Source organism: Anaerobutyricum hallii DSM 3353 (assembly GCF_000173975.1).
Classification (GTDB): domain Bacteria; phylum Bacillota; class Clostridia; order Lachnospirales; family Lachnospiraceae; genus Anaerobutyricum; species Anaerobutyricum hallii.
In genome coordinates this window covers 42,102-64,527 of the sequence record NZ_ACEP01000105.1, presented here as the reverse complement: position 1 = coordinate 64,527, position 22,426 = coordinate 42,102, and the positions used below count along the sequence as shown (strand labels likewise).

Genomic DNA, 22,426 nt, shown 5'->3' with positions numbered 1-22,426 from the left:
GTGTGTTCTTTTTTTTGCGACACAACTTCTTTATTTTATCTCATTCAGAAGTTTTTGTCAAGAACTTTTTTATTTTGCTGTTTCTTTCTTTCGAAAACAGCTTGTACATTTTATCATTCTCTTTCAAGAATGTCAAGTACTTTTTTGTGATTAATAATCACAACGGAGAAGAAGGGATTTGAACCCTTGCGCCGCTATTAACGACCTACTCACTTTCCAGGCGAGCCCCTTCGGCCTCTTGGGTACTTCTCCAAATAGTCAACAAAACTTATTCAAAGAGGATGTACAAACCAATGACTTCCTATTTAAATAGATGATACGGAGAAGGTGGGATTCGAACCCACGGTACCTTTCAGTATCACTGGTTTTCAAGACCAGCTCCTTAAACCACTCGGACACCTCTCCATATGTTTTTTATTTTGTTGCGCTCTCACAAGCGACTCACTTATATTATCACTTCTTTTTGCATATGTCAACAACTTTTTTCAATTTTTTTTATTTTTTTGATTTGCTTTTTCAATAGACGAAAAGTGCAAGTTTGCGGGTTTCTTTGGTTCGTCTGTTTATCCTCATCCCAAATACTTTCTCATCTTCTGGTTAAGTTTCTTATAAATTGGTTTCATCCACGCTTCTGTGGATGAACGTACCGCTTCATCTGGAGAAAGCCAGCCCACCTTGCTGTTTTCCTCCGGGCAGATTTTTAATTTTTCTTCTTTTGTGTTATGGAGAAGAAAGGTGTAGTTTAGATGCAGGTGTGCGCTGACATATTTCTGTTTTTTATAATGTGGCTGGACTCCTAGAATTTCGATGGAAATTGGAGAGTCTGACAATGGTTTTAAGGAAACAAGGCCGCTCTCTTCTTTTACTTCTTTCATTGCAACAGATAAAAGGTCACCTTCTCCATCTGCATGACCTCCGCTCCAGGACCATGACTGATAAATATTATGGTAGAGCATCAGAACTTTATTCTTAGATGGGTTTAATACCCATGCAGATGCTGTAAAATGCATTTTTACATTATCACGCAGTAAAAGATTCTCTTCTTCCTCTAAAAACTGCCTTATGCGCTGACAGTCCACTTGTTCCTGCTCATTAAAAGATGTAAATGTGTTAAGCCACTCTTTTATCTTTTTTAAAGAATTCATTTGCTACCTCACTTTTTACTTCATATACTTTCACAATTTCTATTTTATAGCTCATTAAAAAATATGTTTAAAAAATATTTTCTAATGAGATAAAGCGCGTTTGGAATATACCCGAAAAGTGCACCAGTCTGTTCATTTTAATTTATCAACAGACCGCTGCACTACTGTCTATATGTATGAATCGGAATAGTTATGTACTATTTTCTTCTTTCCCTGATATTATTTAAATGTTTCATCACATCATTTATACCAGTTCCAAAGTAAGTATGCAAGGTTTTATATTCTTCATAGAGTTCATTATAGATTTCAACGTTATCCTGATTTGGCTCCCAGACTTTATCTTTTACTTTTCCAAGCTTCTTTGCTGCTTCATTAGCATTTTTAAAACCTGTAATACGCTCCGGAGCCGCTGCTGCACCTAAAATTGCCGCACCAAGGGCACTTGATTGTGTAGAATCAACAACTTTAATTTTTCGATTACATACATCAGAATATACTTGTACAAGCATTTCATTTTTGATTGGAATACCACCACTTAATGTAATGTCTTTTACTTCTAAGCCGGCTTCCTCAAATCCTTCAATAATCATACGGGTTCCGTATGCCGTTGCCTCAATAAGAGAAAGATAGATTTCTTCTGGTTTTGTTAAAAGGTTCATTCCCATAATAAGACCATTTAAGTTAAAGTCCATTAACGGAGTACGCACACCATTAAACCAATCTAATGCCAATAATCCACTTGCACCTGCTTTGTATGTGGACAATTTTTCAGAAAGAAGCTGATGGATGGAGATACCACGAACACGGGCTTCCTGTTCATAACTTTCCGGTACACAGTTTTCAACAAACCATGCAAAATGGTCACCAACACAGGACTGGCCTGCTTCATAGCCAAAATATCCTGGCATAATTCCGTCTTTTACAGTTCCTGATGAACCTTTGATTGCGACTTCTTTTTCACCGAGCATCATATGTACAGAAGATGTTCCTACAATAATCATCATTTTACCCGGCTCTCCGATTCCACAGCCTGGTAAGGATGCATGTGCATCAATAATGCAGGTTGCTACTGGGATTCCTTCCATGAGCCCCATTTCTCTTGCCATTGAAGCTGTTAAATGTCCCGCTTTTTCTCCTACTCCTTTAATTGGAGCATCTAATTTATCAGCAACGATATTTTCCATTCCTGGGTCTACCGCTTTAAAGAAATCTTTTGATGGATATCCTTTTTCATGATGATAATATGCCTTATATCCTGCGCAGCAGGCACTTCTTGTTTCTTCTCCTGTCATCTGCCAGATAATCCAGTCTCCTGCCTCCATAAAACGATCAGCCGCATCATAAACTTCTGGCGCATGACGCAGTGTTTCATAAATCTTTGGATACATCCACTCACTGGAAATTTTGCCACCATATGTCGGAAGCCATTCTTCTCCACGTGCTACAGCAACATCATTCATCAATTTTGCTTCTTCTTCCGCACCATGATGTTTCCACAATTTCACATAAGCATGTGGTTCCTCTTTAAATTCTGGAAGATGACATAGCGGTGTTTTGTCTGCTTTCACCGGAATTACCGTAGAAGAAGTAAAATCCACTCCAATACCTACAACTTCCCCCGGAAGAATTTTATTTCTTGAAACAACATCTCTTACTGTAACAAGTAATCCTTCCAAATAATCTTGTGGATCCTGTAACGCCCATCCTACCGGAAGCTTTTTTCCTGACGGAATATGTTCTTCCATAACCCCATGTGGATATTCATAAATACTTGCAGCCACTTCTTCGCCTGTTTCAATATTTACAAGAAGTGCGCGCACTGATAACGTACCATAATCAATCCCAATCGCATATTTACTCATAAGTATTCTCCTTCTCTTTCCCAACTGATACTATTCTGCTAAAGAAAAATCATTCCATGTAAAGTCTTTCCACGGAATATTTACTTCTGCTCCCTGATTGATGATTGCATCTACATGCATCAATAATGGGAAGTCCTCTAAAGAAACAATTCCTCTTTCTGCAAGCTTTCTTACGGCTCTTGCTGTTCTTGTGGAAATAACGATAGACTCTAATGTTACCCCCTGTAATTCTGCCATCGCTTCCTCAAAAGAAAGTCCACGTCCTAATAAAGTACCAATCTTACGAGTTCTTCCACCAAAAATTGTTACATATAAATCGCCTGCCCCGTGAATGATATTTTCTGGCTTACCACCGATTAACTCAAGCAGTTTTGTCATTTCTTTTACGCTCTGTCCAAATAATGCTGCCTGAGAATTGTAATGCTGGCTTCCAATCTTTCCATCTCTCTTTTCTGCAAGACCTACCGCAAGACTTACACCTAATGCATATGCATTTTTCATAGCAACGGCACACTCAACACCAACAACGTCTGTAGAAAGGGAAATATGATAGTAATCTGTCTCTAAAAGAGATTTGATATATTTTAATGTCTCGATATCTTTTCCACAGAAAGCAACATGGCTGTCATCATGGTCTGCTAATTCATAACTTGTACATGGACCACCGATTGCATTTAAATTAAGATGTTTGCCCTCTGGCTGTCTCTGTGCAAAAATGTGCGGATAAGGAACTAAGGTACCATCTTCTAAGTCAACCATTCCTTTTGTTACTGTAAGAACTGGAACGTCTTCTGGTAATACTGGAAGAATCTCATCACAGAACCAGTCAAGACCAAAGCTGCTCACACCGCCAAGAACTAAATCTGCTCCCTTTAATGCTTCTTCAAGTTCTTCAATCTGATAATATTTGATACCGTCATGAAGCGTTCTCTTTAATGTGATGTGGAAATTATCTTTCTTTAATCCATAGATAATGTCTCTGTCAAGAGGAGAACCAACTAATCTTACCTCATGACCATTTTCAAAAGCTGGAAAAGTAATTGCTGAATTCATCTGACCTGCACAAACAAAAGTAATAACACTCATTTTAAATCCTCCTGTAAAAAATCTTAAATAACATCTTTGTTTTGTTTTTTGTTTCGTTATCTGATGACTACATGTAACCACATTTTTTTCCTAAAGTCAAACGACAGAATTCGCTTATTTACTAGGTATTCGCGTGCTTTTTATTAATCATTTCATTTGATTAATCCCCTGTTTTTTCGCTCCATTTTTCTTCCTGCTAAAAAAGGAAATGCAAACATAAGGAAATGCCTTGTAAAACGAATTAATCAATACTATAATATTATTAATCAAAAATGTACTAAGATTAATACGCAGCTATTAATTAAAATAAATCAAAAAAGGGGTATTTTTTATGGGAAAAAGGAATCGAGTCACTACCAGAGACATCGCCGAGGAACTTGGAATCTCCCAGTCCACTGTCTCTATGATCCTCAGTAATAAGGCGAATGTGTCCTTTACCGAAGAGACCGTACAAAAAGTAAAGACAAAGGCAAAAGAGCTTGGATACAAAAAACCTGTACCAAAAGAACTGGTACAGGAAAAATCTCTTGCAAATACAATTGTCGTGCTATGCCCAATGGTAACAAATGGCTATTACTCGATGATGATGCAGTCTATCACTGACCATGCGAAAGAATATGATTATACTGTCATGACTATTTCAACCGGAAGAGATGCCGCCACAGAGGAACTCTACCTTGATTTATTTGCCCGTGTGCAGCTTGCCGGCATAATCTGTCTCTATCCACTGTCAAAAATCCAGAAAATCAATGCCCTCTCAAAGCGTTTTCCGGTTATCTCTGTTGGGGATAAGCCTCTTTCCTGTCAGTTTGACTCTGTGGAACTTGACAGCCGCAAACAGGGACATATTATGGCAAATTATCTGCTTTCGCTTGGGCACACGGATATTACTTACATCTCTACGCCGATTCGAGGAAAGGAAATTGGACGAATTCACCGGCTTGATGGTGTTAAATCCAGTTTCCGGGAACATGGTATTCCTTTAGAACATCTTACTGTTCTTTATCAAAGCCAACCTGCCTTTGACCGCTATCCACTGGAAAATGCGGAATACCAGAATGGTTATGATCTGGCCACACACGCTTTAGAAGAACACACTTCTTCCACTGCGTTTATCGGCAACAATGACATGGCTGCCTTTGGAATCATGGCAGCAATTTCTGACCACGGTTATCGGATTCCTGCAGATTTTTCCGTCTGTGGCTTTGATAACATCACCTTATCTGCCATGCCACAGATTGCACTGACTACGATTGACCACGCTTCGGTGCGAAAGGGCGAAGAGGCGGTGGATATGATTCACCGAAAGAATACGCAGAAGAAAGATGAGACTTCCCACGCTTATATTATGCGGCTGGAGTATGAACCACAGTTGATTGTGCGCAAATCTACGGGGAGAAAATTCTAGTTGCCGTAGGCAAATCAGTATTCATTCAACGGTACATCTTCATCAAAGGGTTCAATTTCCTTAATCTCAACATAATACCCATACTGTGCATTTACCGGAATATAGACTCTCTCGCCCTTTTTATGTCCGAGGAGTGCCTTTCCTAACGGAGATTCAATACTCACACGGTTTTGCATCGTATCTACAAGTACAGTAGTTACGAAGGAGAATTTATCGGTTTCGTCGTCTTCTTCGAAGTAGAGAGTTACCGTTTTGTTTAAGCCTACCTGGTCGGCATTGGAGTGGTCTTCTACGATTTCACAGGTTCGGATCATTCTTTCAAGGTAACGGATTCGGCTTTCGTTTCTGTTTTTTTCTTTTTTGGCAGCGTGGTATTCGAAGTTTTCGCTTAAATCGCCATGTGCTCTGGCTTCTTTTACATGTTCGAGCAGTTCCGGTCTTACTTCGACTTTGCGGTGTTCGATTTCTGCTTTCATTTTATCTACATCTTGCTGGGTGAGTTTATGTTTCATGATAATTTCCCTTTCTGATATATTTTTGTATTATATTTTTTGCATTACAATTCAATATATCTATTCCGTTACTTAGATATATTGATTCTGTTACGAAGAAATACTCTTTAAAGATTGGACATTATTTTTATAATTATATCCTATTGCCAGTATCCTTACCTTTTATAGTCTGTATGGTTTTTTCTTTTTCTGCTTTATCTACCTGATAAAAATATATTAATACGATTTCAATTCCTTCCACAGCCGATTATAATACTGATCTGTCTTTTCACCAAGATATTTATATACTTCGCATTTATCCAATGTAGCTTCTTCCGGGAAGATAGTGTAATCTTCTTTGGTGTCATCATCTAAGGTGTCATATACAGCTTTATTTGGTGTTCCATAGTAAATGTAATCAAAGTTTTTCTGGGCGATGTCCTGACGGTTCATGTAGTCGATAAATTTTTCGGCAGCTTCTTTGTGTTCGGCTGTTTTGGGGATTAAAAAGCAGTCAAACCAGACGTTAGAGCCTTCTTTTGGGACAACGTAGTCGAGGTCTTCGTTTTCTTCCATGGCAACGGTAGCATCGCCGGAATAAATGACGGCCATGGAGGCATCGCCAGAAACCATGGCATCTCTTGCCTCATCAACAAGATAAGCTTCTACGATTGGTTTTTGTTTTAATAAAAGGCTCTGTGCCTGTTTTAATTCCTTTTGACTGGTTGTGTTTAAGGAAATGCCATTCCATTTGAGTGGAACCATAAAAGCATCTCGCATACTGTTTTGCATAACAATCTGGTCATCGTATTTTTTGTCCCATAAAATGCTCCAGCTATCGACTTTTTCTTTTATGACTTTTGTGTTATAGAGGATTCCTACGGTCCCCCAAAGGTAAGGGACTGCGTATTCATTGGTCGGGTCAAATGCCTTACAGAAATCTAAATACTTTTCATCAATATTTTTATAGTATTCCATAGAGGAAGTATCAATTTTCTGTGCTTCGCCCTCCTGCATCATTTTCTCTACCATGTAGTCGGATGTACAAATAACATCGTAGTTAATGACACCGGATTTATATTTTGTATACATATCTTCCGGGGTGACATATTCTTCGTATTTTACTTTGATGCCAGTTTCTTTCTCGAAAGTTTTTAGTACACTTACATCAATATAATCTCCATAATTAAATACGGTAACCGTATTTTTGTCATCGCTCTTTTTTCCAGAAGAAAAGCAGCCGGTAAAGGCAATGGTTGAGATAATTAACAATACTACGAGGACGAAAATACCTGCCATCAGCTTTCCTTTTCCCTGCAGATAATATTTTTCCAGTAAATTCATCGATTTTCCTCCCTGTCTGCTTTTTTCTGTTTTGTTGCGGACATATGGTTAATGAGTCCGAGTAAAATAAGAATTGTCAAGAATAAAAGGGTTGAAAGTGCATACATCTGTGGGTTGATTCCTCTTCTAAGCTGCTGGTAAAGCATTGTGGAAATCGTGTTGATTCCCGCTCCCTTTGTGAAGTATGTTACGACAAAATCATCCATAGATACCGTAAATGCAAAGAAAAATCCTGAAAGGATTCCCGGGATAATTTCCGGCAGGACAACTTTGACAAAGGCGTATACTGCGGATGCACCTAAATCCTGTGCCGCCTCGTATACATTTTTATCCAGCTGCTGAAATCTCGGCATGACATTTAAAATGATATAGGGTAATCCTAAAGTTACGTGTGCTATCAACATGGAAGTGAATCCCAGTGACATGAAATGCACAAATAAGAGCATGATAGCCACACCGGTTACGATATCGGCATTTAATAATGGGATATTTGAAAGTCCTTCCATTACCTTTTGGAAACGGAGCTTCATCGCAGTCATTCCGATACACGCAAGTGTTCCAATCAATGTAGCGATTAAAGCCGCCAATGTTGTAAGCAGCAGGGACGTTCTTACGGCTGAAAGTACTTCCTCATTCTGAAATAAATCAGTATACCAGTGCAAGGTGAAGCCGCCCCAAACGGTTCTTGATTTAGAATCGTTAAATGAGCAGACAAATAACACAAGTAACGGCGCATACAGGAGAAACCCAATAAATGCCACATAAAATTTTTCTATAAAACTTTTTGCTTTTACCATAGCATGTTGTCTCCTTCCTCTGACGCGTGGCGGTTCATAATTGCCATACTAATAAAAATAAATATCATAAGTACAATAGAAAGCCCGGAACCTAAATTCCAGTTATTTGCCACATTAAATTCCTGGTCGATAACATTTCCAAATAAAAGAACTTTGGACCCACCTAAAATATCAGCCACAACGAACTCGGAAATGCTTGGGATAAATACCATAATAATTCCACTGATCACTCCTGGCAGAGAAAGTGGAATGATAATCTTCTGGAATGTCACCCTTGCGCTTGCTCCCAAATCATGTGCTGCTTCGATAACGTCTTTGTCAATTTTGCAAAGGGCATTGTAAATCGGCAAAATCATAAATGGAATATAGTCATAAACCATTCCGACCAAAACTGCTCCTTTTGTATACATTAATTTTTGTAAAGGAAGTCCAAAAAATCCGAGAATGGCATTTAATATTCCTGTTTTTGATAAAATAACCTGCAATGCCAGTACACGAAGAAGGAAGTTAATCCACATTGGCAAAATAAACAGCATAATGACAATGCCGGAACCTCTATGTTTTCCCTTACTTAAAATATATGCCAAAGGATACGAGATAACGAGACAAATGAGTGTACTTGCTAACGCAATCCAGACAGAATTCCAGAACGCTTTGTAGTGAACGGAATCAGCCATTGCGGTAATATTAGAAAGGGTAAAGCTTCCGTCGCTTCCTGTACAGCCATAATATAGCACCATAAATAATGGCAAAATGATAAATGCTGCTCCCCACACAATGTAAGGAGTTGTAAGAACTTTTCTACTCATCTATCGTCACCGCCTTTTCATCTTCGGATTCTGGCTTATGCATAATCTGAATATTAAACGGAATGACGGAAATGCTTACTTTAGATCCTACTGGATGACAGTTTGTGCTGTGAACAAGCCACTCATATCCATTTGCCTCCACTTCCATCTCGTAATGTACGCCCTTAAAAATAAGAGAAGTAACCACACCATCAAGGATTCCCTGACCTTCCTCACCAAGAACCACATCCTCCGGACGGATTACAACGTCAACCGGACGATTTCTTCCAAAACCTTCATCTACACATTCAAACTTTGTTCCAAGAATCTCTACCAAACGGTCTTCTAACATAATACCGTCAATAATATTACTGTCACCGATAAAATCAGCCACAAATGCATTTTCCGGCTCATTATAAATGTCTTCCGGTGTTCCCATCTGCTGGATGTACCCTTTATTCATAACGATAATCTTATCAGACATGGTAAGTGCTTCTTCCTGGTCATGTGTAATATAAATAAAAGTGATTCCCAGTTCTTCTTTCAAACGCATCAACTCATACTGCATATCCTGACGAAGCTTTAAGTCAAGCGCACCAAGCGGCTCATCTAATAACAAGACTTTCGGTTCATTGACAATCGCTCTTGCAATCGCGATTCGCTGCTGCTGTCCACCACTTAAAGAAGTTGGCTTTCTCTTCTCAAATCCTTCCAAATTCACAAGCTTTAACGCATATTTAATCTTATCCTTAATGTAGGAATCCGATTTATTTTTAATCTTTAAGCCAAATGCAATATTTTCCTCAATCGTCATATGTCCAAATAACGCATACTTCTGGAAAACCGTATTCAGGTTTCGCTTATTCGCTGGAACATTTGTAATATCCGCTCCGTCAAAAAAGACTTTTCCACTGTCTGGTTTCTCAAATCCACCGATAATACGAAGCGTTGTTGTCTTTCCACAGCCGGACGGACCAAGCAGTGTCAGGAACTCATTCTCTTTTACCTCTAAACACAACTCATCTAATACTTTGGTTGAACCAAAAGACTTTGAAACATTCACTAACTCAACTAACTTATTCTTCATTCCCATTTCCTCAATAAATTTTACTATATTTCCTGTCTAAAAACTTGGCGGCGAAGTCACCCAGATTAATTCCGTCCGCTCAATTCCCTTTAAATAATGCGTCTTATCTGCCCTGTAATAAAAAGCATCTCCCTTTTGGGCAATACAGATTCGCTTTCCCAGATGGATTTCTACTTTACCCTTTAAGATATAGCCAAACTCTTCTCCCTCATGGGGGTTGTCCGGACAGGTCTCTCCACCTTTTTCCAAAAGCAAATGAATCGGCTCCATGCAGTTCTTCTGTGCATTTGGAATAATCCACTTAATCTGGTTTTTATATTCTTCATCCTTTTTTACAAAAAAATCCTCCTCCGTAAACACAATCTGTTCCTCTTCCTGCTCTTCATTGAAAAACTCTCCGAGAGTTGTTCCAAGACATTGCAGTAAATCTTCTAACGTTGCGATGGAGGGAGAAGTCATATCTCTTTCTAACTGGGAAATAAATCCCTTACTAAGCTCTGCCCGGTCGGCAAGTTCTTCCTGAGTAAGTCCTTGCTTATTCCTCAATTCTTTAATCTTCTCTCCTAGTTCCATGATTCATGACTTCACACCTTTCTATTTATGTAATAATAAACTTAAAGTTTAGTATAGTTAAACTTCCAAAGGGTATTATGGCAGAAAGAAGTGTGCTAGTCAAGAGAGAATTAATTTCGAATTTGCCGCAGGCTGTCTTTGGCTGTTGGTGTGAAATCGAAATTTAAGTTTTGCTTCGGTACCATATACTGACTAGACACTTGCGGAATGGGTTGGGGATGGGGACAGGAGAAATAGGAACTCTGATAAATTCTGCGTTTGCATAGGCGACCAACAAACAGCCCGCAGAAAGAGAAACAACCTATATTTGTGACCTGGGAGCAAAGGTTGGATGTGAGCGATTAAGCGAACATTCAACCTGTAGCGACGAAAGTCACAAATATAGGTTATTTCTCTTTCTGTGGGCGTCTACCTTGCCTGCGGCAATTCAAGCTTTAAAATGGTATTTCTTTTCCAGCTTTTCTCCACTGCATAAATTCTGCTGTTGCAGTAAGCAGTACATCAGAAGATGAGTTCAGGGCTGTCTCACAGGAATCCTGAATTACACCGATGATAAATCCTACCCCTACTACCTGCATGGCAATATCATTGGAGATTCCGAAAAGGGAACATGCTACAGGGATTAACAGGAGAGAACCTCCGGCGATTCCTGATGCTCCACATGCGGAAAGTGTTGCTAAGATACTTAATACGATTGCTGTTGGAATGCTTACGCTGATTCCAAGTGTATGTGCAGCTGCTAATGTCATTACTGTAATTGTGATTGCCGCTCCGTCCATGTTGATTGTAGAACCAAGTGGAATGGATACGGAATAGTTATCTTTATCTAAGCCCATTTTTTCGCAAAGTTCCATATTTACAGGAATGTTTGCTGCTGAACTTCTTGTGAAGAATGCTGTTAATCCACTTTCTCTTGCACAACGTGAAATTAATGGATATGGATTTTTCTTAAGGCAAAATCCTACAATAATACCATTTGTGATAAATTCCTGGAATAACATACATCCTACGAGTAAAAGGATGAGTTTTCCGTACTGTGTGAAAATCTTCATACCACTTGTGGATACAGCATTAAATACTAAACCTAAAATACCAAATGGAGCAAGATTGATAATCCAGCGTACTGCCTGAGATACTGCATCAGAGGCATCAGAGAGCATCTGTTTTGTTCCTGGTGTAGACTTTTTAAGAGCGATTCCAAGAATAACAGCCCATGCAAGTACTCCAAGATAGTTTGCATTTACTAATGCATCAATTGGGTTTGCTACGATTTTTAAAAGGAGATTTTCAAGTACTTCTACGACTCCTTTTGGAGCTTCCTGCTGTACAGCATCTGCTAATGTGATTTTTAATGGGAATAAGAAGCTTCCTGCTACCGCTACGATTGCTCCCATTATTGTACTGAACATATAAAGGATTACTACAGTTTTCATGTTTCCGTTATGTCCTTCTTTTGTCTGAGCTAAAGAACTCATAATTAAAAGACATACCAGTAATGGAGCGATTGCCTTTAATGCTCCTACGAAAAGGTCTCCAAGAATCTTGATTCCTGTAAATTGAGGCACAGCAAGTGCCAGCACCACACCGATTGCCATACCGATTAAGATACGGATGATCAGACTGGTCTCTGTATATTTATTTACTATTCTTTTTAAACTAGATGTTTCCACTTTTTTCCTCTTTCAATTTAATGTTTTTTAGTTACACTTCTTCCTTTACCCACGCAATCTTTCCGGCAAGTATTTCTGCAATTTTTGTTACGACCGGCTGCATGGCGGTAAGGGCGTCTTCTCTTGTCTTTCCGGATGCAGTTACTCGTATTAATACGCCGTCTTCTTTTGCGTAAGTTGCGACTGTCGGATTCTCATTATCAAGGATGTCTCCTAATAAATCTGCAACTGGTGCTTCTCCAATCTCTCTTAACGGAAGCTCGTCCGGGCCTTTGCACTTAATGTTGATTGATACAAATACCTGGTCGGAAAGACGGTTAATGAAAAGGTGACAGCACTCGGCAAGAACAGCCTTCATCTCCTTTGGCGGACCTGGCAGCATAACGATTGCCTTATCTCCCTGTGCCATAATGATTCCCGGAGCAAGTCCTGCAGGATTGGTAACTACAAGAGAACCTTCTGGGACTAATGCCTGTTTTTTCTGGCTTTCTGTCATCTCATTTATTCCATAAGATTCCAGTTTCTTTCTGACGTGTTCATATGTCTGCTCATGAAAGACTAATTTCTTCCCAAAAAAAGATGCCGCTACTTCTTTCGTAAGGTCATCTTTCGTCGGACCAAGTCCACCTGTCATGATAATTAGGTCTGAACGCTTCAAAGCTGTGTCTAATACATTCCACACGCGTTCCTTATTATCTCCTACCACTGTCTGGTAGTATAAATCAATTCCTATATGGGCAAGCTCTTTTGATATATGCTGTGCATTCGTGTTTACGATATCTCCCAGCAGAAGTTCTGTTCCCACACATACGATTTCTGCAACCATGTTGATATCCTCCTATCTAATTTGAAATTTTCCGTGAAAAAATGTGCAGCCATTTCTCTCACATTTACCATTATAACAGATTTCTTAAATATATTCACCTTTTATATGAATATTTTTATTTTTTTAAGTTCATCCTTTTATACAGATGCATTTTCTATTGCATAAAATTCTGAAAGTACATGTTCATCTTAGGAGGATAGCGATGTTTTTAAACAAAGTGGAAATCTGTGGAGTAAATACTTCGGAACTGCCTCTTTTATCCGATGAGGAAAAGGAAAATCTATTCATACAAATTGAACAGGGAAATATGGATGCCAGAGAACAATATGTGAAAGGCAATCTGCGTCTTGTTTTAAGTGTTATCCAGCGTTTTTCCAGCAATCACGAACATGCCGATGATTTATTCCAAGTCGGCTGTATCGGTCTTATGAAAGCCATTGATAATTTTGACCGCACTTTAAATGTAAAATTCTCTACCTATGCTGTTCCTATGATTCTCGGAGAAGTCCGAAGGTACTTAAGAGACAATAACAGTATCCGCGTCAGCCGCTCCCTTCGTGATACTGCTTACAAGGCAATCTATGCAAAAGAACAGCTCACTAAATCAATGAACCGCACCCCCACGATTGAGGAAGTTTCCAAAAAAACGGAAATTCCCGAGGAAGATATTATTTATGCCCTGGATGCGATTGCCACCCCTATGTCCCTTTTCGAACCAGTCTATCAGGATGGAAATGATCCTCTGTTTCTGATGGATCAAATTTGCGACAAGAAAAATAAAGAAGACACCTGGATCGAGCATCTCTCTCTCCAGGAAGCCATGAATCAGCTTTCCGGAAGGGAATATCACATTATTGAAAAACGATTCTTTGAGGGGAAAACACAAACAGAAGTTGCTGATGAAATCAGCATCTCGCAGGCTCAGGTGAGCAGGTTGGAAAAAAATGCACTGAAATCTATTCGAAACTTTATTGAACGGTAGTTTTACAGGCAAAATAGACACTCTCAGAGAAGAAAAGAATCTATATTTGTGACTTTAGTCGCGGCAGGTTGAATGTTCGCTTACCCGCTCGCATCCAACCTTTGCTCCGAGGCCACAAATATAGATTCTTTTCTTCTCTGAGAGCTGTCTTTGGCTGGACAGAATTAGAAACTACTGCTCGACTTAAAAGATTCTCTTCCAGATATATATTTTTTCAGATTTACACTTTATTAAGAAATCAGAGACAACTAGCGATTCTCCGATATAAGGATTTTTCTCAACATTTAATAAGACTTGAAGTCGTTATGAAGAATTTCCAACCCCTCCAATATGCAATTTCACTCCAACAGCCAAAGACAGCACCGCAAAAGAGAGCATAGCCTATATTTGTGGCCTTAGAGCGAGGATTGAATGTGAGCATAGAGGCGAACATTCAACCCGCAGTGATAGAGTCACAAATATAGGCTATGCTCTCTTTTGCGGTGCGTCTCTCCTTGCCTGCAGCAACCCAGAATTTACTGCATTTTAATCATCTCCCGCTTCAACCGATGGATAATCTTCTTCTCCAGCCTGGAGATATAGGACTGTGAAATTCCCAGCAAGTCTGCGACTTCTTTCTGCGTCTTTTCTTCGCTTTCCTCGCCTCCTATCCCAAACCGGAGCCGAATGATAAGTTTTTCTCTGTCTGATAAAGTCTCCATCGCTTTATTTAACATTTTCCGGTCAATCTCATCTTCGATATCTTTTGAGATGACATCGCTGTCTGTTCCTAAAATGTCAGAAAGAAGAAGCTCATTACCGTCCCAGTCCACATTCAGCGGTTCATCAATAGAAACTTCCATTTTTGTTTTATTGGTTCTTCGTAAATACATCAATATTTCATTTTCGATGCATCGTGAGGCGTAGGTTGCCAATTTGATTTTTTTATCTAATTTAAAGGTCTGGATTGCTTTAATCAGTCCGATGGTACCAATCGAAATCAAATCTTCTACTCCAATTCCTGTATTCTCAAATTTCTTTGCTATGTAAACGACTAATCGTAAATTTCTCTCGATTAAAAGTGCTTTTGCTTCCTCACTTCGTCTTGTATCTAACTGACTTAACACATAAGCCTCCTCTTCTGGCTCTAAAGGCGGCGGCAAAATATCGGTTCCTCCGATATAGTGAATCTCCCGCTGAGGATGAAATAATGACTTCATATTATTTATGACTGTAAATCTTACCCGGTTTACTCCTGATGCATTCAATACAACTGCCATGCTCTTACCCTCCTTAAATATTACGATTTATTTTAGGATTATAATATATTACTACTTTCTTCTCTATCGAAAATATCATTTGGAAGCAGGACGAAAAATTCTTTTGTTTCTGAAAGTTCCTCCTGACTGATTCCAAGCATTCCTTTTGTCCTGGTAAGCACCTCCCCATCTTTTAACACAACAATTTCTTCGGCCATGACTCCCGGCATTTTTGCATTTTTCTTCCCAACAGTTGAATACTGTAGTACATAAATTCCTGTCTGAAACTGTTTTGCCCACATTCTCCATAAAGGCTGTTCTATTTGCTGCTTCTTTTTTCCATTCTTTTCTCTCTTCTTTTCTTCTTTTTCTTCTGAAAACTGTATATAAATCTGCTCTATCTCTGACTTTTCTTTCGTCAATAGCAGTTTTGCTGCCTGCTCTTTTTGTATAATGCAGACTCCCTGTCCGGTAATCTGACTGACTAAAAGATTCCCTGAATCATAGATACCTTTGTATACTGCTTTTCTCCCTTTTCTCGATATTCTCACTTCATAGGTATATGTCTTAGAAATCTGAGTTGCATTTTCTTTTTTCTTTTTCATTTTCCATAGAAAAATCACTCCTGCGCTAAACCATATAACTGCCATCGCTTTCCACGCTGTTTTTCTTCCACCGACCGTTTTTATATGTATGCAGGATAAAAAAAAGGAAACCGCTCCACCCATCAGAAAAAGATAACACAAAAATAGACTGATTGTTTTTCCTATTTTTTTAACGGAACGTATTTTAAAAAGAATGTACAGAATGCTAAAAATCAGGAACCATTTTAAAATAATTCTACAATACGGGGGCAATTTCCCTGCTGTTCCTTCCCACAGAATATAAGAGAGGGAACAGGCCGATGCCCCGATTAAAATTGTCCTGTTTTTTATTTCTGGATATAAGTCTTTTTTTACAAACAACAGCAAAATATAATCTGCTGCCCAATTATATAAAAAAGAAAATAGGAACGGATATTCCGTTTTCATGGCACCTTCTATTGCTATGTGGTTAATTTATTATATAAATTGACATAAAAAAATGAGGTCGAAATAATAAAGAAAAAATCTTTAATATTCGACCTCCGGCGACAACGCCTGCCTAAAAGAGTGAAAACTCTTTATATTCTGTTGTTCTCTTCGACCTTATCTTCTTTTCTGCAAAAATTCTGGAATCTTAATCTCCATATCTCTGTTATCATATGTTCTCGAAGATTCTCGGCTGTCACTGCTACGGCCTGTACCAGTCTTGATAGCCTGTCCACTGTATGTAGGACCATTACTTTCTGCATTATTCTTATCTGCTGCTGGTTTACGGACTTTCACCGCAGATGCTCCCTTACCAGAAACATCATGAAGTCCGGTTGCAATGATTGTAATGCTTACTTCATCATCCGGTACATCTTCACTCTCTACATTACCAAAGATAATGTTCGCCTCATCACCGGCAACTTCTGTAAGATAAGATACTGCCTCATAAACTTCCTGGATTCCGATATCACCTGAGAAGTTAATGATAATATCGGTTGCTCCACTGACTGTTGTTTCAAGTAATGGACTTTCCATCGCACTCTTGATCGCATCAACAGCCTTGTCCTCACCACTTCCAACACCGATTCCGATATGAGCGATTCCCTTATCTCTCATTACTGTCTGAATATCGGCAAAGTCTAAGTTGATAAGTCCTGGCTTAAAGATTAAGTCTGTGATACCCTGAACACCCTGCTGTAAAACCTCATCTGCCTTACAGAATGCATCTTTAATAGATGTTCTCTTATCACAAATCTGTAATAGCTTATCATTAGGAATGATAATTAAAGTATCTACGTTCTCTTTGAGACGTTCAATACCATTGAGTGCATTATTCATACGAGGCTTACCCTCAAAAATAAATGGCTTTGTCACAACACCAACGGTAAGAATTCCCATCTCTTTTGCGATCTCTGCTACAACAGGCGCAGCACCTGTTCCAGTTCCGCCACCCATACCACAGGTAACAAATACCATATCTGCTTCTTTTACGAGTTCTGTAATCTCATCACGGTTCTCTTCTACGGCAGCAGCACCAATCTCTGGCTTGGCACCAGCGCCCAGTCCCTTTGTAAGCTTCTCTCCGATCTGCACTCTTGTAGGTGCCTTACATAAATCAAGAGCCTGTTTATCCGTGTTGATTCCAATCAGTTCTACCCCTTCGATAGCTTCGTCAACCATTCGGTTCACTGCATTGTTACCGGCTCCTCCGACTCCGATAACCAGGATTTTAGCTTGTGCTAATTCTTCGTTTGACATAATTTCCAGCAAGGTTTACTCCTCCTTATTCTATGTAAATATATAATTCATCCAATTTTACTTATCATAAATATATAATACGTTTTTTTATAGAAATAATCAACTAAAAAAATTGGATTTTTGCGTTTTTTTCTGACTTCTATGAAAATTCCCATAATTGCCTTGAAAAATCAGGAAAATATCGCCAGATGTTCTTTGTCTCTTACTTATCATTCTCTTTAAAAGTGACAATCGGTTTATCATCTGTATATAAATGCATATCAATGGTTCCTTTTTTGTAATTAGAAGAAACCGTCTCAAGTATAGAAGAAAGTTTTGACATTTTACCATCGAGATAAGAAGAGCTTCCTAAATATATCTTATATTTTGAAGAAGTTAATGTAATATCATCTTCCCCTTCAAAATGTATTTCTGAAACATTTAGTTTATATGTCGTAATTTTTTTCGTAATAGATACGATAGTATTAAAATAATTCTTTTTTACCGGAACTTTATTTTCAAGTATCTTTCTTTTCAGATTCATCTCATTGAATTTGACACCGGTTACAACCGGAACCCCCTCAAACAGAGTGTTTCTACTCTCCATCGCAATTCCATTTTCATTAAAATACACATATTCATTCATGTATTTAAAAACGCCTGTCCGAAGTTTCTCTTTCACTTTTACCTTCAGTATGTGACTGTCGTCATAACTCATTGATACTTTTTCGATAAATGGCAGATAGGTCTGATCAAAAATCTGATTCTGTGCGATCATCAGCAGCGTGTTATCTATATATCCATCCTCTTTCATCGCTTCAATGATTTCGGCATTCGTATAGGTATTATTTCCTGAAATCTGTATTTTCTGAATAGAAAAATCCGTAATAAGGAAATAAATACCCATCCCCAAAACAACCGCCAGACAGGCAAAAAGAAGAAGGATATGCCGCTTTCTGGGCTTATTATCTGCCACAAGTTTTAAATTTCTTTCCCCCATCTTTTTCTCCTATCTTTTACTTTTTCACGTTTATGTAACGGGATACTGACAGCACCAGTCCCATCTCTAATAGCATAAATACCAGCGAACTTCCTCCATAGCTTATGAATGGAAGCGGGATTCCTGTATTGGGAATCGTGTTTGTTGCAACTGCAATGTTGATAAATACCTGAATACCGATATGGGCAATGACTCCAACAACAATCATAGAACCGTAAAGATCTGGTGCATTCACGGCAATCACCATAAAGCGCCATATCAGCGCAAAAAACAGAGCTAGCACGCACAACGCACCGAAAAGTCCAAGTTCCTCGCAAATAACAGAGAAAATCATATCATTATTCGCTTCTGGAAGGAATCCAAGCTTTTGCATACTCTGCCCAAGCCCCTTTCCAAACAGGCCACCGGAACCAATCGCATATAATCCCTGTATGGTCTGATGTCCCTTTTCAGAAGCTGCTGGATCAAGCCACACTGTAATACGCTCCATACGATATCCCTGTGTGAGAAGAAGTCCTCCCGCTCCAGCCACTCCAATAAGACCAATAACAACGAAAGGCACCAACAGAGGTGTAGCCACAAAAATCATAATAAAAGAGATTGCAAGAAGAATAATACAGGTACTCAGATTCTCAATACCGACAATTACGATAATCGGTATTGCAAAAAGAAATGGAATAACCATCTTCTTCCATTGTCGCATTTCTCTTGATTTACTGCTGATATAAGCTGCCAGAAAAAGGATGATTCCAATTTTGGCAAGCTCAGAAGGCTGTAAACTAAATGGCCCAATCGAAATCCATCTCTGAGAACCATGGCTCGCTGCTCCAATCGCAAAAGTAAGAAGAAGCAATCCGATGACTCCGCCATAAATCACCCAGGCAAACCACCATTTTTTCTGCCAGATATGATAATCTCTCGTAGCAATAAATAACATGCCACAGATTCCCATAGCAGCAAAAAGTGCCTGCTTTTTCACCCAGTATGTCGTATCATTATACAGGAGACTTGCCTTATAGGAACTGGTGGAATATAAAATTACAAGACCAAATCCTACCAGGAAAAGCACCAGGAATAATATAGAATAATCCATGGCCTGTGGCCGTCTTTTTGGTTTCTTCCAGGATTTCTTCTGCACAGCATTCACCCCTTAAACTTTCGGACGATTTCTTTAAATACCTTGCCTCGAACTTCATAATTTTTGAACATGCCCCAGCTTGCACATGCCGGTGAAAGTAAAACAGCATCTCCCGGTCTTGCCTTCTCTTTTGCAATGTTCATTGCTTCCTCAAAAGTATCTGCAAAAATGACGTTATGGAAACCGTGATTCTTTGCCGTGTCTGCAATTGCCTGTGCCGTTGCACCCATAACAATAAGATAACGTACTTTACCATGGAATGCATCGATCCACTCATCATAAGTAGACTTCTTATCATATCCGCCGCCTAGTAAAATCGTAGGCTTTGTCATAGCTGAGATTCCCTTGATTGCCGCATCCGGGTTCGTTCCCTTAGAATCGTTATAATAATCTACACCATCTACCGTATCCACATATTCAATACGGTGCTCTACAGCAGTAAACTTCATAACAGCATCCCTGATCTGTTCTACAGGTACTCCCATATAATATGTTATGCCGATAGCTGCCAGAATATTTTCATGATTATGAGAACCGAGTAATTTTATCTCAGAAGTTGTACATACAGGAAGCTCCTTTCCATCTTCTTTAATGATAAAAGTATCTCCTCTTAATACAATTCCCTCATCAAGTTCTTCTAAACGACTGAACATGACAGGTCTCGCTGTTGCTTTTTTAGCCATCTCTCTCGTGATTGGATCATCATAATTTAATACGATAACCTGCTCTTTATTCTGCTTTTTAGAAATGGAGAACTTAGTATCTGCATATACTTCCATCGTACCATGTCGATCTAAATGGTCTGGAGTTACATTTAATACTGCACTTACTTCTGGCTGGAAATCAATCGTTGTCTCTAACTGGAAACTGCTGATTTCTGCTGCGATCACAGAATCTTCTGTTGTATCTAATGCGACGGAAGTAAATGGAATTCCGATGTTACCTACTACAAATACAGACTTATAGTATTCGCGTAAAATACTTCCCACTAATGCAGTAGTTGTTGTCTTTCCATTTGTTCCTGTAATAGCGGCAATCTTACCCTTTGCAAAATGCGCTGCAAGTTCAATCTCGCCCCACACTGGCTTCTTTCTGTCATAGAAAGCTTTTGCTACCGGTTTATGAATTGAAATTCCAGGGCTTAAAATCAGCATATCGTATTTATCTGCTAATTCCTCTTTAAATTCTCCTAACTCAAAAGAAATTTCCATTCCTTCTGGAAGCTTTGCAGCTACTGCCTCCTTATCAAGTTCTTCATTCCCATCGTATATTGCTGCTGCAATTCCTGCTTTTCCTAATAAAGCTGCTGCACCAATTCCACTGATTCCGGCTCCGGCAATCAGTATCTTTTCACTCTTTAAATCCATGTTAACCTCCAAGTTTCGTATCTTTAAATAAAAACTCCACAAATGTGGTTGATCTTTATATTTTAGTGTTTATATTTTATAATATTTCTCTTTAATTCTATAAGTATCTTTTTATAGCTCTAAACCATGTGTTTTAGAGCGTGTTTGAAAAATGCTTTCTGCAAGATGTGTGTTACAATTTGTGGAAGATTTTACCCGAATGAGGACGGCGTAGCGAGCTCGGGCTACGTCAACTGAATGAAGGCAAAATATACCGCAAATTGGGGCGTGCAGATTGCAGAAATGATTTTTCAAACACTCTCTAGTAAGCAAGCATACCAATCAGACATAAAACAGCCGTTACAATAGAAAAGATAGAAACTACCTTTGTCTCCGGCCATCCTGATAACTCAAAATGGTGGTGAATTGGTGCCATTTTGAAAATACGCTTCTTTGTCTTTTTATAGTATGTTACCTGAATGATAACAGAAAGTACCTCAATGAAGTAGATAAATGCAACGATTGGTATAAACAGAGGAATCTTTAACATATATGCTGCAGATACGACAAATCCACCTAATGCGAGAGAACCTGTATCTCCCATAAATACCTTGGCTGGATGTGTGTTAAAGCATAAGAATCCAAGTAAGGCACCAATTACCGCACAAATTACAGGATGGATTCCCGCGTTTGTTCCAACAGCGATCACTGTTAAAAATACTGCAATTAATGTGGTTACGCTTGCTGCGAGACCATCCAGACCATCTGTAAAGTTCGCACCATTAACTGTTCCAAGTACAACAACAAATAAAATTGGAATATATAAGATTCCAAGATGCCATTCCTTTCCTCCAGAAAATGGAATAATTACATCTGTTCCAAGTCCGGAATGATTCACCATGTAAAAGGCAAATACGGCTGTAATAACAATCTGTCCAAGCATCTTCTGTGCTGGTGTCAATCCAAGATTCCGCTTCATAACAACCTTGATATAGTCATCAAGAAAACCAATTAATCCAAATCCCAGTGTGACGAAAAGAATTGGGATAATCTTTTTGTAATCAGAAATATAGAACGCACTTCCGACTAAGATTCCCACTAAGAATAAGATTCCACCCATTGTTGGTGTTCCTGACTTTTTCAGATGAGATTCCGGTCCCTCTTCTCTGATAAACTGGCCAAATTTCAGCTTATGTAAGAAACTGATCAGCCCCGGCCCTAATATTAATGTAATAAAAAATGCAACTAATGCTGGTATTGCAATTGAATGATCCATAATCTAACCTCCATTTTATCTCTTTGTAATTTAAGACATTCTTACACAGTATAATCCTCT

At 38.8% G+C, this 22,426-nt stretch carries 20 protein-coding genes, 2 tRNA genes and 2 pseudogenes; 3 read left to right on the top strand and 21 right to left on the bottom strand.

Translation table 11 applies throughout. The features are described from left to right. Positions 1-163: 163 nt before the first annotated feature. The 5 genes from EUBHAL_RS10615 to EUBHAL_RS10595 all read right to left on the bottom strand — a co-directional run bounded on the left by EUBHAL_RS10615 (position 164) and on the right by EUBHAL_RS10595 (position 4,093). Positions 164-252 (bottom strand) — tRNA-Ser (locus tag EUBHAL_RS10615). A 67-nt stretch (positions 253-319) separates the two neighbouring features. Continuing rightward, positions 320-405: transfer RNA gene (locus EUBHAL_RS10610), tRNA-Ser, on the bottom strand. A 164-nt stretch (positions 406-569) separates the two neighbouring features. Then, positions 570-1,145 (bottom strand): NUDIX hydrolase, encoded by a 576-nt coding sequence (locus EUBHAL_RS10605; RefSeq protein ID WP_005349241.1) that lies wholly within the window; start codon positions 1,143-1,145, stop codon positions 570-572. Positions 1,146-1,342: 197 nt separating this feature from the next. Further along, a complete protein-coding gene (locus EUBHAL_RS10600) occupies positions 1,343-3,007 on the bottom strand; it encodes a ribulokinase (RefSeq protein ID WP_005349240.1) in 1,665 nt (554 codons plus the stop codon). A gap of 30 nt (positions 3,008-3,037) precedes the next feature. After that, positions 3,038-4,093, bottom strand: a complete 1,056-nt coding sequence (locus EUBHAL_RS10595) for a glycerol-3-phosphate dehydrogenase (protein ID WP_044923052.1) — start codon at positions 4,091-4,093, stop codon at positions 3,038-3,040. A 331-nt stretch (positions 4,094-4,424) separates the two neighbouring features. On the opposite strand from EUBHAL_RS10595, the gene EUBHAL_RS10590 reads away from it, so the two are divergent. After that, the gene (locus EUBHAL_RS10590) at positions 4,425-5,501 is read left to right on the top strand and encodes a LacI family DNA-binding transcriptional regulator (protein WP_005349234.1); all 1,077 of its coding nucleotides are present in this window, start codon (positions 4,425-4,427) and stop codon (positions 5,499-5,501) included. A 14-nt stretch (positions 5,502-5,515) separates the two neighbouring features. Here EUBHAL_RS10590 and greA read toward each other — a convergent pair whose 3' ends face one another. The 8 genes from greA to EUBHAL_RS10550 all read right to left on the bottom strand — a co-directional run bounded on the left by greA (position 5,516) and on the right by EUBHAL_RS10550 (position 13,077). Next, the gene (gene greA / locus EUBHAL_RS10585) at positions 5,516-6,013 is read right to left on the bottom strand and encodes a transcription elongation factor GreA (protein ID WP_005349231.1); all 498 of its coding nucleotides are present in this window, start codon (positions 6,011-6,013) and stop codon (positions 5,516-5,518) included. 216 nt (positions 6,014-6,229) lie between these two features. Continuing rightward, entirely contained in the window at positions 6,230-7,336 is a 1,107-nt protein-coding gene (locus EUBHAL_RS16245) for an ABC transporter substrate-binding protein (RefSeq protein ID WP_005349228.1), read from the bottom strand. After that, the gene (locus EUBHAL_RS16240) at positions 7,333-8,133 is read right to left on the bottom strand and encodes an ABC transporter permease (RefSeq protein ID WP_005349224.1); all 801 of its coding nucleotides are present in this window, start codon (positions 8,131-8,133) and stop codon (positions 7,333-7,335) included. The genes EUBHAL_RS16245 and EUBHAL_RS16240 overlap by 4 nt, the downstream gene beginning before the upstream one ends. Beyond that, positions 8,127-8,942, bottom strand: a complete 816-nt coding sequence (locus tag EUBHAL_RS10570) for an ABC transporter permease (RefSeq protein ID WP_005349223.1) — start codon at positions 8,940-8,942, stop codon at positions 8,127-8,129. The genes EUBHAL_RS16240 and EUBHAL_RS10570 overlap by 7 nt, the downstream gene beginning before the upstream one ends. Continuing rightward, on the bottom strand, positions 8,935-10,008 hold the full coding sequence (locus EUBHAL_RS10565; protein WP_022169524.1) for an ABC transporter ATP-binding protein: 1,074 nt from the start codon (positions 10,006-10,008) through the stop codon (positions 8,935-8,937). Before EUBHAL_RS10565 ends, EUBHAL_RS10570 begins: the two co-directional genes overlap by 8 nt. Before the next feature lie 36 nt (positions 10,009-10,044). Further along, positions 10,045-10,581, bottom strand: a complete 537-nt coding sequence (locus EUBHAL_RS10560; protein WP_005349219.1) for a helix-turn-helix domain-containing protein — start codon at positions 10,579-10,581, stop codon at positions 10,045-10,047. A gap of 434 nt (positions 10,582-11,015) precedes the next feature. After that, on the bottom strand, positions 11,016-12,251 hold the full coding sequence (gene sstT, locus EUBHAL_RS10555; RefSeq protein WP_005349216.1) for a serine/threonine transporter SstT: 1,236 nt from the start codon (positions 12,249-12,251) through the stop codon (positions 11,016-11,018). A gap of 31 nt (positions 12,252-12,282) precedes the next feature. Beyond that, a complete protein-coding gene (locus EUBHAL_RS10550; protein ID WP_005349215.1) occupies positions 12,283-13,077 on the bottom strand; it encodes a molybdopterin-binding protein in 795 nt (264 codons plus the stop codon). A 202-nt stretch (positions 13,078-13,279) separates the two neighbouring features. On the opposite strand from EUBHAL_RS10550, the gene sigG reads away from it, so the two are divergent. Then, the gene (sigG, locus tag EUBHAL_RS10545) at positions 13,280-14,059 is read left to right on the top strand and encodes an RNA polymerase sporulation sigma factor SigG (protein WP_022169526.1); all 780 of its coding nucleotides are present in this window, start codon (positions 13,280-13,282) and stop codon (positions 14,057-14,059) included. Positions 14,060-14,574: 515 nt separating this feature from the next. On the opposite strand, the gene sigE is transcribed toward sigG, so the two are convergent. The 7 genes and pseudogenes from sigE to EUBHAL_RS16920 all read right to left on the bottom strand — a co-directional run. After that, positions 14,575-15,318, bottom strand: a complete 744-nt coding sequence (sigE, locus tag EUBHAL_RS10540; protein ID WP_005349209.1) for an RNA polymerase sporulation sigma factor SigE — start codon at positions 15,316-15,318, stop codon at positions 14,575-14,577. A gap of 38 nt (positions 15,319-15,356) precedes the next feature. Beyond that, positions 15,357-16,328: a sigma-E processing peptidase SpoIIGA gene (locus EUBHAL_RS10535; RefSeq protein WP_005349208.1), complete on the bottom strand. Its 972-nt coding sequence runs from the start codon at positions 16,326-16,328 to the stop codon at positions 15,357-15,359. 156 nt (positions 16,329-16,484) lie between these two features. Beyond that, on the bottom strand, positions 16,485-17,627 hold the full coding sequence (gene ftsZ, locus EUBHAL_RS10530; protein WP_005349206.1) for a cell division protein FtsZ: 1,143 nt from the start codon (positions 17,625-17,627) through the stop codon (positions 16,485-16,487). Between the two features lie 202 nt (positions 17,628-17,829). Then, complete coding sequence (locus EUBHAL_RS10525) at positions 17,830-18,606, bottom strand: cell division protein FtsQ/DivIB (RefSeq protein WP_005349203.1); 777 nt, start codon at positions 18,604-18,606, stop codon at positions 17,830-17,832. Between the two features lie 16 nt (positions 18,607-18,622). Then, positions 18,623-19,753 (bottom strand): FtsW/RodA/SpoVE family cell cycle protein, encoded by a 1,131-nt coding sequence (locus tag EUBHAL_RS10520; RefSeq protein ID WP_005349196.1) that lies wholly within the window; start codon positions 19,751-19,753, stop codon positions 18,623-18,625. Continuing rightward, positions 19,750-21,111, bottom strand: a complete 1,362-nt coding sequence (murD, locus tag EUBHAL_RS10515; RefSeq protein WP_005349181.1) for a UDP-N-acetylmuramoyl-L-alanine--D-glutamate ligase — start codon at positions 21,109-21,111, stop codon at positions 19,750-19,752. Before murD ends, EUBHAL_RS10520 begins: the two co-directional genes overlap by 4 nt. Positions 21,112-21,222: 111 nt before the next feature. After that, positions 21,223-21,345: pseudogene (locus EUBHAL_RS16920) on the bottom strand (DUF6783 domain-containing protein); the annotation flags it as partial. Here EUBHAL_RS16920 and EUBHAL_RS16915 point away from each other — a divergent pair. Next, positions 21,289-21,459: pseudogene (locus EUBHAL_RS16915) on the top strand (DUF6783 domain-containing protein). The pseudogenes EUBHAL_RS16920 and EUBHAL_RS16915 overlap by 57 nt on opposite strands. On the opposite strand, the gene mraY reads toward EUBHAL_RS16915, so the two are convergent. Next, complete coding sequence (mraY, locus tag EUBHAL_RS10510) at positions 21,413-22,366, bottom strand: phospho-N-acetylmuramoyl-pentapeptide-transferase (RefSeq protein WP_005349179.1); 954 nt, start codon at positions 22,364-22,366, stop codon at positions 21,413-21,415. The pseudogene EUBHAL_RS16915 and the gene mraY overlap by 47 nt on opposite strands. Positions 22,367-22,426: the final 60 nt, after the last annotated feature.

Coding starts and splice junctions, on each gene's coding strand:
- EUBHAL_RS10605 (WP_005349241.1), bottom strand. CDS start 1,145: ATGAATTCTTTAAAAAAGATAAAAGAGTGGCTTAACACATTTACATCT.
- EUBHAL_RS10600 (WP_005349240.1), bottom strand. CDS start 3,007: ATGAGTAAATATGCGATTGGGATTGATTATGGTACGTTATCAGTGCGC.
- EUBHAL_RS10595 (WP_044923052.1), bottom strand. CDS start 4,093: ATGAGTGTTATTACTTTTGTTTGTGCAGGTCAGATGAATTCAGCAATT.
- EUBHAL_RS10590 (WP_005349234.1), top strand. CDS start 4,425: ATGGGAAAAAGGAATCGAGTCACTACCAGAGACATCGCCGAGGAACTT.
- greA (WP_005349231.1), bottom strand. CDS start 6,013: ATGAAACATAAACTCACCCAGCAAGATGTAGATAAAATGAAAGCAGAA.
- EUBHAL_RS16245 (WP_005349228.1), bottom strand. CDS start 7,336: ATGAATTTACTGGAAAAATATTATCTGCAGGGAAAAGGAAAGCTGATG.
- EUBHAL_RS16240 (WP_005349224.1), bottom strand. CDS start 8,133: ATGGTAAAAGCAAAAAGTTTTATAGAAAAATTTTATGTGGCATTTATT.
- EUBHAL_RS10570 (WP_005349223.1), bottom strand. CDS start 8,942: ATGAGTAGAAAAGTTCTTACAACTCCTTACATTGTGTGGGGAGCAGCA.
- EUBHAL_RS10565 (WP_022169524.1), bottom strand. CDS start 10,008: ATGAAGAATAAGTTAGTTGAGTTAGTGAATGTTTCAAAGTCTTTTGGT.
- EUBHAL_RS10560 (WP_005349219.1), bottom strand. CDS start 10,581: ATGGAACTAGGAGAGAAGATTAAAGAATTGAGGAATAAGCAAGGACTT.
- EUBHAL_RS10550 (WP_005349215.1), bottom strand. CDS start 13,077: ATGGTTGCAGAAATCGTATGTGTGGGAACAGAACTTCTGCTGGGAGAT.
- sigG (WP_022169526.1), top strand. CDS start 13,280: ATGTTTTTAAACAAAGTGGAAATCTGTGGAGTAAATACTTCGGAACTG.
- sigE (WP_005349209.1), bottom strand. CDS start 15,318: ATGGCAGTTGTATTGAATGCATCAGGAGTAAACCGGGTAAGATTTACA.
- EUBHAL_RS10535 (WP_005349208.1), bottom strand. CDS start 16,328: ATGAAAACGGAATATCCGTTCCTATTTTCTTTTTTATATAATTGGGCA.
- ftsZ (WP_005349206.1), bottom strand. CDS start 17,627: ATGTCAAACGAAGAATTAGCACAAGCTAAAATCCTGGTTATCGGAGTC.
- EUBHAL_RS10525 (WP_005349203.1), bottom strand. CDS start 18,606: ATGGGGGAAAGAAATTTAAAACTTGTGGCAGATAATAAGCCCAGAAAG.
- murD (WP_005349181.1), bottom strand. CDS start 21,111: ATGGATTTAAAGAGTGAAAAGATACTGATTGCCGGAGCCGGAATCAGT.
- mraY (WP_005349179.1), bottom strand. CDS start 22,366: ATGGATCATTCAATTGCAATACCAGCATTAGTTGCATTTTTTATTACA.